The organism is Idiomarina sp. 28-8, assembly GCF_000320945.2.
Taxonomy (GTDB): Bacteria; Pseudomonadota; Gammaproteobacteria; order Enterobacterales; family Alteromonadaceae; genus Idiomarina; species Idiomarina loihiensis.
The window spans coordinates 226,772-239,748 of record NZ_DF266789.1; the positions used below are offsets into that span (position 1 = coordinate 226,772).

A 12,977-nucleotide genomic window follows, 5' to 3' on the forward strand; every position below is an offset into this window, starting at 1 on the left:
GATATTTTCATGCAAGGGACTGGAAGCCAACGAGAAAAGGCAATCGAACTTTCCTCCCCTAGCGCTATTTACGACGCTATTAGTCAACAACTGACAAAAGTGATCGATTCAACTTCAGCTGATTCCAGCGCTCCTGAGCTTAAAGAAGTAAGCCAAAAGACACGCTCACAGCTTCAAGAACTTCAGCAATCACTTCAAAACCAGCTCTCTGAGTTACAAAGTAATGCCGAATGGGATACATTTACCATCGCTTTTTATGGAGAAACCGGCGCAGGAAAATCAACTCTCATCGAAACGTTGAGGATTTTATTAGATGAGCCGACAAAAAAAGCGACTCAAAAGGTGTTTAAAGCCTCTTACAGTGGCTATGTGGATGCGCAATCCGCCCTCACTCATTTACAGCAAAGTATTGAAGAGAGCACCCTCAAAATGAATGAGCTAGAGGAGCAGCTCAAGGCAATTGACGATAACCATGAAAAGAGCCGACGTGAGTTAGAAGCAGAGTATCAGGAAATTGAGGCGTCTCTCCAGTCAGAGCTTGAAAAGCTCGGCACATCACTCGAGTCTAAAGAGCAGGTAGTTCGCGAACTGTCACAAAAAGAGCAACAGCTCACATCAGCCATTCACAATAAGAGGCAACAAACGTCACTTTGGCAAAAGCTTATACTTTTATTCAAAAAGCTACCTGAAGAAGTGGAGCTGATGTCGCTTCAAAATAAACTGACCGAGACAACTCAACAAGTCGACGCGACCCGTCAACAGTTTAACGCGCAGCAATCAAAGAATGAGCACATTCAACAGGAGCGCGCTAAGAAACTTGACGGTTTACAACGTAAAACAAGAGACGCTAAAAGTGAGTTACTTAGCCAAAAAGCGGCTATAGAAGCTCAACAACGAGCTTTTTTCGATGAAGAGCAGCAACTCGAAGCGTCTCTTGAAGAAAAACACGCCGAATTGGTCAATTCCGCTGACGGGGAGATCATCGGAAATGGACAACCTGACTTTACAAAGCAAACGCAACGCTATGACTTCACCGTCAATGGACAACCTTTCGCGTTATTGGATGTGCCTGGTATCGAGGGTAAAGAAGGACAAGTGGTTCATGAAATAGAAAAAGCGGTGCAAACCGCGCATGCCGTATTTTACGTCACCAATAAGCCAGCTCCTCCTCAAACAGGGGACAATGAACGAAAAGGCACACTTGAAAAGATCAAACTGCACTTAGGAGCGCAAACAGAAGTCTGGACAATCTTTAACAAGAAAGTCACGAACCCGAAATACACACTCAAGAACCGACCACTTTTGTCAGATGATGAGAAAGCCAGTCTCCTTACACTTGAAGACACCATGCGTGAGCACTTGGGCTCTCATTTCCAAAGCGCAATCTCACTATCTGCATTACCTGCGTTTCTTGCATCGACAGATTGCCTGGAGCCCAACTCTGAAAATGAGAAGCGCCGAGAAAAGTGTCTACAAGCGTTTTCTGAAAGTGAGCTTATTGACGCATCAAAAATTCATGCCTTTATCGATAAATTAAAGCTTGAGCTTCTGCCTAACAGCCAAGCGAAAATTCAGCAGTCCAATTTCTACAAAGCTAAATTAGCGGTAGATAACACGACTGATGCACTGGATGTATTATCAGATACGTTCAGCACGCTTACCGATGAACTTAACAGCACTCAAAACAGCTCCCAACATCAATTAAAAACAAGCTTCTCTGCGTTGCAAAAACGTCTTCATTCACGCGGTGAATCAATGCTACAGCGGTTTTCACGACGTGCTCGCCAGTCGACCTATGAAGCCATCGAGAAAGACATTAGTAATGACGCTTTTAAGCAGGCATTAAAAACAGCAATAAAAACGGAACAAGATGTTTTAAATCAAAAGCTCCCCGACGCAATGGAGCATGAAATAAAGCGCTTCCAAGAGGATGTCGCTGATATTCTTAAGCGATTTGAAGAGCAGACACAGGAGCTGAGCAATATTTCAGAGCAGCTTAGCTCGTCAAAACTGGACGAGAAACTGAACCTAAAAATTAAAATAGATAACGGTATCAATGTGACCGGTTTAGTTGCTTCAGTTATTGGTGGTCTTGTATCAGCCCCTTTCACCGGAGGGGCTGGCCTTTACTTCGTTATTGCTTCTGCCGCCGGAGTCGTCGTATCGGTCGCTAAAGCCGTAGCCAGCTTTTTCAGCAGTAGCTACAAGATGTCTCAGCAAAGGAAATCTACTGACGAAAACTTACATAAAGTCATGGACCAACTTAAGCAGAGCCTGACGGAAAACTTAGATAACGCCATTCCTGAAATGAAAAGCATAGTGGAAGATCTCGACAAAGCCCTGGAAAACCCAACAAAACAGGCAAAGAGACGTCATCAGATGATTCAGCAAGCCAGTGTCAGACTAAAAACATTGTCTAACCAAGTTAACGCATTAGGAGTTATGTAATGGAAAGTACTCTCAACAGTTTTAAAGAGCAGCAATCAAAAACGCTGAGCTTGCTTGCAAGGCTTGAGACTTTTTTAAGAGAAGGCGGTGATGTTGGTATTGATATTGACCCAGCACTTATCGACAAAGTAAACCAGGCCTCAAAAAATTTGAATGACGAAAAACTCAAGGTTGCCCTAGTCGGAGGTTTTTCAGAAGGGAAAACGTCAATTGCAGCTGCCTGGATGGAAAAACTCGATAAATCCAGTATGAAAATCAGTCATCAAGAGTCATCGAATGAAGTCAAAGTCTATGACATCGGTGAAGAATTTGTACTGGTTGATACCCCGGGATTGTTTGGGTTCAAAGAGCAAGAGAACTCAGATACTCAGCAAATAGAGAAGTACAAAGACATCACTAAAAAACACGTGAGTGACGCTCACTTAGTCTTGTATGTAATGAACTCCACGAACCCGATAAAAGATAGCCATAAAGACGACTTGCATTGGTTATTTCAATCACTCGATATTTTACCGAGAACGGTGTTTGTATTGAGTCAGTTTGACGAAGTTGCCGATATTGAAGACGAAGAGGACTATCAAAATAACCTTCACATCAAGCAGGAAAACGTTACCACTCGATTACAGGACATATTGTCTTTAACAGAAGCAGAGGCGAGTCAACTATCAATCGTGGCGGTTGCCGCAAACCCATTTGATCTCGGTGTTGAACATTGGTTACAGAACAGCGGCGAGTTTAAAAAGCTCTCTCACATCGAATTACTTCAGCAAGCAACCAATGAAAAAATTAAAAACAATGGCGGTTATGAGTCATTAGCTCTTGATATGCAAACCAGCGTTGTCCGTGATGTTTTGCATAAACAACTGCCTGAAGCAATTGAAGCAGACCAAACCATTTCAGAAGAAGTTGAGAAGTTACAGCAGTTACACAGTCGTCTACGCGGCCAGTTAACAGATACTAACGATGAAATTGAGCAAACACGGATCAACCTACGCGAGTTTATCAGCAACTACTTTTCTGATCTTATTTTGCAAGCTCAAGGTTGTAGCTTAGAAACGATCAATGAGTTTATTCAGCGTGAATTTGGTGACGAAGGCATTATCATCGAAACGAACTTACGCAATGAATTCAGTCGTCAAATGGGGCCTATTAATCTCCAATTAGAAAAGATGCAGAGCAGCTTTGATAATGAACTCAGTCATTTCGATAAAACCTTACGCTCGATGGGAAAGTCAGGTATTAACCAAGCCGCTAAAAGCAATATAATAAATAATAAAACAATTTTAGCGGCACGTGATGGTGTGGTCAGCGTTGCCAAAACGCTTGGGGTCGACATCGCTAAATATCTAAAATTTAAGCCCTATGGAGCGGATAAGCTGGCGAAAGGCGCTAACGGTGCTTTAGCATTGTTAGGTTTAGCAATTGAAGCATGGGACTCATACGACAGGTACCAGCGTGAAGAAAAGTTTAATAATTCTATCGGGGAGTTAGTTGAAGGGTTTGAGAAGCAACGGAGAGAACTACTTGAGCTTATCAATTCGGATGACTTTAAAGCGCAGTTCTTTGGAAATTATCAGGCACTGATAATTCAAATTGAAGAGCTTAGTGTTCAATTAGAAAAAACACGTGAGCAGCAACAGCGATTCCATGACTGGCGAGCAGAAGCCGAATCGATTGCTAGTCAACTGCCTACGCAAAACGCTAACGAACAGTTAAATGCCTAGTATGAAAATAAACGTCAATAACCAACGCTTCTCGGTGAGTCGCTACTAGAGAGACTAATTTGCGGGGAAAAGTCATTTAAAGCAAGGTGATAAGCACGCTGATCATTTAGTGAGCTAGGATCAGTAGCTGCCTTGCATTAATTTCTGCGGTAAAATATTTGACTGATAAAGGGTCTAGAAATGAATTGCAAGAGCCGGAACGTTTCAGAAGTTTCTCAACGAGAGAGACAGGGTTTAACCACTTGTAAGGCGTTCCTTCTTGGCTGCCGAAGTATAAGTTATAGCCGTCGATGTATACTCGCGTACGCAATACTGTCATCCCTGAAATGAAAAAACCGACCTAAGGCCGGTTTTCCCGCCCATATCCAGGGATCTGTATGTCGACGCGCGTGGATAATGGGTAAGTTGTTTTCCTATTCTAATGTTTACAAACGGATTTCACCAGAAAAGGAGTAAAACCAAAACTTGAACTCACTAGCCCATCTCTTAAACCCGAAACTCATCCGGCAGCGGTACGGCTTTTCGTGCTTTCATGTCAAACAGCACTGAGGTCGCCACGTTCTCCGCCGCAACCTCACCGGTGTCACTTAAGTACATGATTTGGCGATAGCGAATCGACTTATTGCCCAGCTTCTCCACCTCGCAATCAATATGCACCAAAGTGCCTACAGGCACCTCGGCGACATAATCAATTTCATGACGCACATCTGCCCAGCCAAGGTGTTGCTTGCGCGCCTCTGCAGCGTTATGTCCAAGGTGGCGCATAAAATGTTGCATGGCATCATCGAACATCCCGACATAGTGCCGGGTGTTCAAATGGCCCATTTCATCGCACAACCAAGGATGCACAACCCCTTGAAAGCTCGTAATAGCCTCGTTATTTGGCATTACCGTCACCCTCTATCATCGCTTTAATGCGCTGCCAGGCATCTAGAGTTGCCTGCTCATCGTAAATACTCCCGGCTTCAACGTTCGCCGGGTTCGGTTCAGCGTGGTCAAACGTGTGTGTCGCGCCCGGGTACACCACGTACTCAAAGTCCCCGGCATCTTTCGGGTGTGAATAGTTCACGCATTCCGCTTCGTCAATATATCTATCGTCGCTGCCAAGAAACATTTGCGAGTCGATATCAACCGACCATTGTCCACGGCAGGTGCCGTAAAACATAAAGGCGCCATCAATCACTGCTTCGTAATCCGTCTCCGGCCAGCTGGCCAGGCTTAGCGGCGCTTTTTCGTCAGACAGTTGGCGCAAAAACGTCCATATGGTTCCCGCACCATGCGAAAACCCGGCCAAATAGACATTATCCTCATCAAATTCATCACGCTCTGACAAAGATTCTATCGTTGCAACAATATCGCCGGAGCGCTCCCAAGGCGTCATCTTTTGGAAGTTACAAGCATCGTTCCAGTCAATGTCGCGACCGCTGTAACTATCAACAGAAATTACCGCCACACCCAAGCCATTAAAACGTTCAGCCCAATCTTCTTCATGGCTTGTCGTTGAGCCACTGCACCCATGCAGGAACACAAGGGTTGGGTAAGGTGCTGCGGTTTCATCATCCGGCAAGTACACGTTTTCGTGCGGCAATAGCTCCGCCTGTAGCTGCGACAATGGCTTAGGTGAGACCGTTTGCTCGGCATGTTGTTGCGCTTTGGCGATCCAGTCTTCCTGAATACCATTATCAACCGCGTCTTCCAAACTAGCCCGGTTATCGCCCACATCGGATGCGCAGCCACTCATGATCAACACAGCGCTCAGCGATAGTACAGCGCCTATGGTTTTATTTATCATTCTTCGCTCCTTCTTCGTTATTCGCTTCTTTGACCGATACCACCAGCTCTGGTTTAGCGAGTCGTTGGCCAAAGTCGTCGTTTAATTGCTTCAGTAATGATTTGAACAGCACTAACAGCACCGGAATAAGCGGCAATGCCAACATAACGGTCGATGCTTTTACCGTGTCTAAAGCGTCAATCACCAACAGTCCCACCGCAAGAGCGGCTAAAATAGCGGCCCAGGCAACGCGGTTCCACCGGGCAGGCTCTTCTTCCCCCGCAAGGTTCTTCGTACTGATACTGGCAAGCACATACGCCGATGAGTCCAGTGTTGTCGCTAAGAACACAAAGCTCAGCAAGGTAAACACCGTAATCACCAGAGTACTAAACGGTAGCGTTTCTAATATTGCGACCACCGTCGTCGGTATACCCGACGTGCCCAATATGGACGAAACATCCAATGCGCCGGTCAACTGAAGGTGCTGCGCATACGCACCACATACTGCAAGGAAGGTCATGCAGCCTAAGCTGCCCCAGCTGAGTGTGCCAAGCACCAGACTTTTTATCGTGCGACCTTTAGAAATTCGGCCAATAAATAAACCCATTAGCGGGGCATACGCTATCCACCATGCCCAATAAAACAGCGTCCAGTTATCCGGAAAGCTATCGCCAGTTATTGGAGCCAGCCAAAAGCTAATTTGAGCAAAACTATCAAGCAGCAGCCCTAAACTGTTCACGGTTAACGACAAAATGAACACCGTTGGCCCGGCAAATAACACAAACAGCACCACGATGATCGCCAGCACAATGTTAATGTCGCTCAGCCAGCGGATCCCCTGCTTTAATCCCCGATACGCACTACCGCCAAACAACAACGCCCAAAAGCCGATAACGCCTAAGCGCATCCCAATAGAGTCTTCTACGTCGAACAGATGGCTCACCAACTCGGAGACAAGCGGTACACCCAAGCCCAACGATGTCCCTGCCCCACCCAGTAAACCGAGCAGGATCAAAGTATCGGTTACAGCCCCTAAAACGCCGTCACTTTGTTTGTTAAAAATGGGACGACACGCTTCAGAAATTCGTAAAAAGGGACGATTACGCACATACAAACGGTAAGCAACCGCGACTGCCGGGATCGCATAAAGCGTCCAGGGCACAAAGCTCCAGTGAAACAGCGTATACATGTGGCCCCAGTTATAAGCTGAGGTGGAATGCGGCTCGATGCCCAGTGGCGGTGTCGACAAATAATAAATTGGCTCAACAAAAGACCAACTCATTAAACCTATGCCGATACCGGCGGAAAACATCATCGCTGCCCAGCTAACCTCCGAATACTCCTTCTCAACATGCTCTCTGGCTAGCTTCACTTGCCCGTAGCGGCCAAAGGCCAGCCACAGTGCAAAAACAAAGGAACCGAAACCGAATAACATCAGCAGCCAACCAAAGTTCTCGGTAATAGCCGACATTGCTTGGTTCGCCCATGCTTGAGATTGCGCCGGTGCAAGGATCAACGCAGCTGCTACAGCAGCTGCTATGATAAACGCCGGAGTAAAAACGGCGACGTCCAGTTTTGACTGTTTCATTAGAACGATTTAGCGACGCTAATTCCGAACGTACGAGGCTCTCCTTGAATAGCGAAGCCAACTCCTGTCAGTGAAAAAGAATGAACAATATACTCTTTATCCGTTAAGTTTTTGCCATAGATAGAGAATTCCCATCCATCCCTCGTTTCCCAAGTAACATTGGAGTTCACTAATGCGTAGCTGTCCGTTTTCGCCGTCTCTTCATTACTGACACTGAAAAACATCTCATCTTGGTAAGTCACATCGGTCCGCCAGTCCAGATTCTGCCCATTATCCAGCAACCACTGATAATTAAAGCCGACTGAACCACTGTGCTCAGGTGTACGAGCCAACGCATTGCCGATAACACTTGGGTCACTCTCAAAAGAGGTGAATTCCGAATCCGTAAACGCATAAGTGGCAAACATGCGCAGCCCATCGGTCAAGAATGCATTCGCGTCGAGCTCGATCCCTTTAATTTCAGCGTCTCCCGTTGCAGTACGAACTTCGCCCGTTTCAATGTCGGTAGTAAAGTTCTGCAAATCCGTATAATCAAGAAAGTAGGCAGCACCGTTCAATGACAGCGCCCTATCGAAAAAGCGAGCTTTAAAGCCAAGCTCATAGTTTTTTGCCTTTTCTTGATCAAACGGCACACTCGCGGCTTGCTCGGTCGCGGCAATGCCGTTATAACCTCCGGCTTTATAACCTTCCGACAGGGTCAAGTAGAGCATGTCACCCTGATCGGTGAAGTAGTTCACTGTCAGTTTCGGGGTAAAGCTGTTCCAGCTTTTTTCCTCAGCAACTTCGTAATTCTCCTGCAAGAAACCTAATAAATCCGGCGCGCCGCTTGCGGTGACCGAGAAGTCTTTCTTATCGTAGGTATAACGACCACCAACGGTTAACCCCCAATGATCGTTCAGGCGATAACTTCCCTCACCAAAAATCGCGTAACTGTCAGTCTCGTTCGCCGCATCCCAGGCACCACGCGAACTCGTATTGTTTACCCCTTGTAACTCGTACATCTTAGTTGAGTCCCAAGCTTCGAGGCGCTCAATGTCTTCATTAAACAAATACACACCCGCTGTCCATTCAAAAGGACCATTAGTCAGGTTCTGTAAGCGGAACTCTTGCGTGATCTGCTCTGACGTTTCGCTGGCATCGTTCATTAACGACGTTCCCGAGTCACGCAAATAGCGCCCGGTTAAATCATCAAAAAAGTAGTAGTCCTGCTTACGGTAGGCAGTAATTGAAGTAAATAAGTAGTCATCGAGATCAACGCTTAAATTTGCCGACAGACCATAAATTTCTCGATCCGTTGAACCATCTTTGTACAGGTCGACTTTATCCACCTCACCTTGCGTCGGATAAGGCGAGCCATAAACCTCGTCATAATGAGTAGCCGACCGTGCCCCAGGCCCATTTAAAGTATCTTTCGCATAATCCGCAATCACCATCAGATCAGCAGATTGGGACAAGTTGAAATCAAGTTTTCCCCGGAAAGACTTGTTGTCCTGATCGCGTAATTCAGAGCCGGTATACACATTATCGACCCAGCCGTCACGTTGACGAATTGAGCCGGCAAAGCGACCGTTAACATCATCAGCAACTGGGCCACTGACCATACCTTGCAGCTCCATCAGGTTATAACTGCCAAGAGTGCCTTTTACTTTTCCTTCAAAAAAATCGGTTGGATCTTTGGTTATAACGCTAATTGCACCGCCGGCAACATTACGCCCATATAAAGAGCCCTGGGGGCCTCTTAAAACCTCCACCCGCTGAATATCAAACATATCCGAGCGAAATCCACCAGCACGGCCTGCATAGACATCGTCGATAAATACCCCGACCGAGGCATCATCACCAACTGAGCTTGAGTTTGTCCCCACACCGCGAATGTATGGCTGAGGTGTCACCGGGTTATAGGTTGAAATCGAAAAGCCCGGAGTCATTCCCGCAACATCTTCAATATCCAGCACATTGGCACGCTCGATAGTCATTGAGCCAATAGCGGTTACCGCCATCGGCACCTCGTTTAAGCTTTTTGACCGGCGGTTCGAGGTCACCGTAATAGTTTCGTATTGTTCGTCCTCAGCTTCTTTTTTGTCTTGATTGTCTTGTGCAAACGACGTCGTTGGAATCATTAGCGTACTAATGGTTAGCGCAACGGCTGATAATTTAAATTCTGATAACGTTTTCATCCTGATCCTTATTTTTTCTTACCTGATATTCCCAGATTGAGTGCCTTGAACGGCAAGAAGTATTTCGTATGTGTTAAGTATGCTATAACTCAGGTAAGATTAAACTTTAGGTTATACGACACTTTATTTAGGTTTTTCTCTTATGGATTCTAATCAGTGTGAATACAATTTCAGCGATAATTTTCTGCCTCCTAAGTTTGGTGACAGCGACACCATCCACATTGCATTCATTTTAGTAGATCAGTTTTCGTTGTTTGCGCTGGCCTGTATTTCAGAGCCTTTGCGGGTTGCAAATCGGCTCGCTGACAAAAAGCTTTTTCAATTTTCATTTATTACAGATACCGGTAAACCGGCAGCAGCCAGTAATGGCATGACAATAGACGTCGACTATCGCATTGACACCTGCCCTACTGACTACCAAACCTTTATTGTCGTATCTGGCTTTGATCCTTACGAGCATGCGTCCAGCCATTTATACGCAGAGTTACGCCGACTAGCCGCCAATGGCTATAGTTTGGGAGGGGTTGATACCGGCTCTCAACTACTCATAAAAGCCGGTGTCATGGGCGGTCAACGCGCCACCATGCACTGGGAAGCTGCCAGTAGTTTTAAAGAAGGACACCCCACGGTGCAAGTCGTTCCAGAGCGGTTTCTCATTGCCGAAAATCGCATATCGTCATCGGGCGGATTAAGCAGTCTGGACATGATGCTCAACATTATTTGGGCCAGCCACAGCTACGAGCTCGCTGCCGATGTTGCCGAGCAGTTTATGTACCATCGCATTTTAGGTGCGAACGACTCTCAGCGCATGAAGCTACGCAACCGCTTAATGACCACCAACCGAAAACTCATCAAGGCCGTATCCCTTATGGAAGAGAACCTCACCACTAACCTCTCAATCAGAGACATTGCTGAGCAATCGCTAGTCTCACAGCGAGAGTTAGAGCGGCTTTTTGTCAAAGAACTGAGTACCACACCGAAAAAGTATTATCGTAAGCTACGCCTTGAGCACGCCAGGCAGCTACTCCATCAAACAGAGCTGTCGGTATTGGAGGTCTCTCTTGCCTGTGGTTTTTCCTCGGCCGCTTATTTAAGCGCTATTTACAAACAAGAGTTTGGTATTCAGCCCAGTAAAGACAGAGGGCTGTTGCAGGCACCTTAAAAAACGACATTCTGTCGAAAAATCATAAGCTGCTCTCGTATTCCCAATAGTTCAGCATCACAAAACCGCTAGCATAGTAGAAAATTTCTCTGCTTGAGGTGAACTTATGAACAACAACGTGATTGTAACATGCGCCATAACCGGCGCAGGCGACACCACAGAAAAGAACCCCGCCGTACCCGTAACGCCGAAAGAAATTGCCGAGTCGACTATTGCCGCCGCAAAAGCCGGCGCGTCCGTTGCACACATTCATGTACGTGACCCAGAAACGGGTAAGCCCAGCCGCGACGTTGCATTATATCGTGAAGTGGTTGATCGCGTTCGCAGCAGTAACACCGACATTGTCTTGAACCTGACGGCCGGTATGGGCGGCGATTTATTCTTAGGTCCGGACAGCGACCCAACACAATTCACAGCCGACACGGATCTTGTCGGTGCTGAAGAGCGCTTGGTTCATATTGAAGAATTAAAGCCGGAGATTTGCACACTCGATTGCGGCTCACTGAACTTTGGTGATGAAAACCTGGTGTATGTTTCAAGCCCTGAAATGTTACGTAAAGGCGCTAAGCGCGTTCAGGAGCTTGGTGTGAAGCCTGAACTTGAAATTTTCGACACCGGTAATCTGGCCTTTGCGAAGCAAATGCAAAAAGAAGGGTTATTGGACTCACCGGCATTGTTTCAGCTGTGTTTGGGCATTCCGTGGGGCGCACCGGCGGATACCACCACCATGAAAGCCATGGTCGATAGTCTGCCAGAAGATTCGGTATGGGCGGGCTTTGGTATTGGTCGTCATCAATTCCCCATGGCCGCTCAGGCGGCACTGTTAGGTGGTAATATCCGCATAGGTTTGGAAGACAACCTGTATTTGCGTAAAGGAGAGCTCGCGAGCAATGAACAACTGGTCGCTAAGGCGGTGCAGCTACTGGATAATTTAGGAGCTGAGCCAATGACGCCGCAGCAGACGCGAGAGAAACTTAACTTGATAAAGGTGGGCTAAATGACGTTACCAACTGCAGCCATTATTGGAACAGGTGTCATTGGTGCCGGCTGGGCCGCGCGTTATCTTGCCAATGGGTATCGCGTCAAAGCCTGGGACCCAGGTGAAAATGCCCGCGAAAAGCTTGAGCTAAGCATAAAGAATGCCTGGCCCTCGCTTGAAAAGCTTGGGTTAAAAGATGGAGCCCGCATCGATAATCTTGAGTTTTATGACTCGCTCAAAGAGGCCTGTGACGAGGCGGACATTATTCAGGAAAGTGCGCCGGAAGTGGTTGAGTTAAAATGCTCGCTCTTAGCGCAAATTGGCGAATGCGCACCAACTGACGCGATTATTGGCTCATCGACGTCAGGCTTTAAGCCCAGTCTATTGCAGGAAAACGTCCCCCTGCCAGAGCGCGTGATTGTCACCCATCCGTTTAATCCGGTGTATTTATTGCCGCTGGTGGAAGTGGTCGGTGGTAAGCAAACCGCAGCTGAAACGATTCAGAAGGCGCAGGCCATCTACAAAGGTTTAGGTATGCACCCGCTTCATGTCCGCAAGGAAATTGACGGACATTTGTCGGACAGATTATTAGAGGCTTTGTGGCGGGAGAACCTGCATTTAGTGAATGACGGTATTGCCACAACAGGCGAGTTGGATGATGCCATTACTTACGGCCCCGGCTTACGCTGGGCGTTGATGGGCACCAATTTGACCTATCATCTGGCCGGTGGGGATACGGGTATGCGTCACATGCTCAAGCAATTTGGTCCGGCGTTAAAGCTTCCATGGACCAAGCTGGAAGCACCTGATCTCACTAATACCTTAATTGACCGAATGGTTGAGGGAACCCAGGAGCAGGCGGCGAACCGAAGCGTAAAAGAGCTGGAGCAGTTAAGAGACAACTGCCTTGTATCAATTATGGAAGCGCTTGCGCAGTATGAAGTGGGAGCTGGGAAAGTCTTGTCGGATTTTCGGAAAACGCTTTAAAAGCGGTTAGAGGTGTCCCGGTAGTTAACACGGAAGCACTCCATTAATCCCGATATCAATTGCGCTGCAGGCTTGCAGCGCAGCTGTTTACCCTAATCTCTATTCAGTCGTTTCCGAATAGATCTCGCGTATAGACTTTAC

9 protein-coding genes are annotated in these 12,977 nt (G+C 46.9%); 5 read left to right on the plus strand and 4 right to left on the minus strand.

What is annotated here, in order from left to right:
• The first annotated feature begins 9 nt into the window (after positions 1-9).
• The gene (locus tag RJ32_RS01215; RefSeq protein WP_051018706.1) at positions 10-2,448 is read left to right on the plus strand and encodes a hypothetical protein; all 2,439 of its coding nucleotides are present in this window, start codon (positions 10-12) and stop codon (positions 2,446-2,448) included.
• Entirely contained in the window at positions 2,448-4,172 is a 1,725-nt protein-coding gene (locus RJ32_RS01220) for a LeoA/HP0731 family dynamin-like GTPase (protein WP_034818407.1), read from the plus strand. The genes RJ32_RS01215 and RJ32_RS01220 overlap by 1 nt, the downstream gene beginning before the upstream one ends.
• A gap of 486 nt (positions 4,173-4,658) precedes the next feature.
• Here RJ32_RS01220 and RJ32_RS01225 read toward each other — a convergent pair whose 3' ends face one another.
• From RJ32_RS01225 to RJ32_RS01240, 4 genes are read right to left on the minus strand one after another with little or no spacing between them, the layout of a single operon-like run.
• The gene (locus RJ32_RS01225) at positions 4,659-5,060 is read right to left on the minus strand and encodes a thioesterase family protein (protein ID WP_034818408.1); all 402 of its coding nucleotides are present in this window, start codon (positions 5,058-5,060) and stop codon (positions 4,659-4,661) included.
• On the minus strand, positions 5,050-5,964 hold the full coding sequence (locus tag RJ32_RS01230; RefSeq protein ID WP_034818409.1) for a dienelactone hydrolase family protein: 915 nt from the start codon (positions 5,962-5,964) through the stop codon (positions 5,050-5,052). The genes RJ32_RS01225 and RJ32_RS01230 overlap by 11 nt, the downstream gene beginning before the upstream one ends.
• Positions 5,954-7,531: a BCCT family transporter gene (locus RJ32_RS01235; protein WP_034818410.1), complete on the minus strand. Its 1,578-nt coding sequence runs from the start codon at positions 7,529-7,531 to the stop codon at positions 5,954-5,956. Before RJ32_RS01235 ends, RJ32_RS01230 begins: the two co-directional genes overlap by 11 nt.
• Positions 7,531-9,708, minus strand: a complete 2,178-nt coding sequence (locus RJ32_RS01240; RefSeq protein WP_034818411.1) for a TonB-dependent receptor — start codon at positions 9,706-9,708, stop codon at positions 7,531-7,533. Before RJ32_RS01240 ends, RJ32_RS01235 begins: the two co-directional genes overlap by 1 nt.
• 142 nt (positions 9,709-9,850) lie before the next feature.
• Between RJ32_RS01240 and RJ32_RS01245 the strand changes: the two genes are divergently transcribed.
• From RJ32_RS01245 to RJ32_RS01255, 3 genes are all read left to right on the plus strand, one after another.
• Entirely contained in the window at positions 9,851-10,870 is a 1,020-nt protein-coding gene (locus RJ32_RS01245) for a GlxA family transcriptional regulator (protein ID WP_063219821.1), read from the plus strand.
• A 106-nt stretch (positions 10,871-10,976) separates the two neighbouring features.
• Positions 10,977-11,867, plus strand: a complete 891-nt coding sequence (locus RJ32_RS01250) for a 3-keto-5-aminohexanoate cleavage protein (RefSeq protein WP_034818412.1) — start codon at positions 10,977-10,979, stop codon at positions 11,865-11,867.
• Positions 11,868-12,836 (plus strand): L-carnitine dehydrogenase, encoded by a 969-nt coding sequence (locus tag RJ32_RS01255; protein WP_034818413.1) that lies wholly within the window; start codon positions 11,868-11,870, stop codon positions 12,834-12,836.
• The last annotated feature ends 141 nt before the right edge of the window (positions 12,837-12,977 follow it).

Bases quoted from the DNA above. Each gene is read 5' to 3' on its own strand.
- RJ32_RS01215 (WP_051018706.1), top strand. From the start codon at position 10: ATGCAAGGGACTGGAAGCCAACGAGAAAAGGCAATCGAACTTTCCTCC.
- RJ32_RS01220 (WP_034818407.1), top strand. From the start codon at position 2,448: ATGGAAAGTACTCTCAACAGTTTTAAAGAGCAGCAATCAAAAACGCTG.
- RJ32_RS01225 (WP_034818408.1), bottom strand. From the start codon at position 5,060: ATGCCAAATAACGAGGCTATTACGAGCTTTCAAGGGGTTGTGCATCCT.
- RJ32_RS01230 (WP_034818409.1), bottom strand. From the start codon at position 5,964: ATGATAAATAAAACCATAGGCGCTGTACTATCGCTGAGCGCTGTGTTG.
- RJ32_RS01235 (WP_034818410.1), bottom strand. From the start codon at position 7,531: ATGAAACAGTCAAAACTGGACGTCGCCGTTTTTACTCCGGCGTTTATC.
- RJ32_RS01240 (WP_034818411.1), bottom strand. From the start codon at position 9,708: ATGAAAACGTTATCAGAATTTAAATTATCAGCCGTTGCGCTAACCATT.
- RJ32_RS01245 (WP_063219821.1), top strand. From the start codon at position 9,851: ATGGATTCTAATCAGTGTGAATACAATTTCAGCGATAATTTTCTGCCT.
- RJ32_RS01250 (WP_034818412.1), top strand. From the start codon at position 10,977: ATGAACAACAACGTGATTGTAACATGCGCCATAACCGGCGCAGGCGAC.
- RJ32_RS01255 (WP_034818413.1), top strand. From the start codon at position 11,868: ATGACGTTACCAACTGCAGCCATTATTGGAACAGGTGTCATTGGTGCC.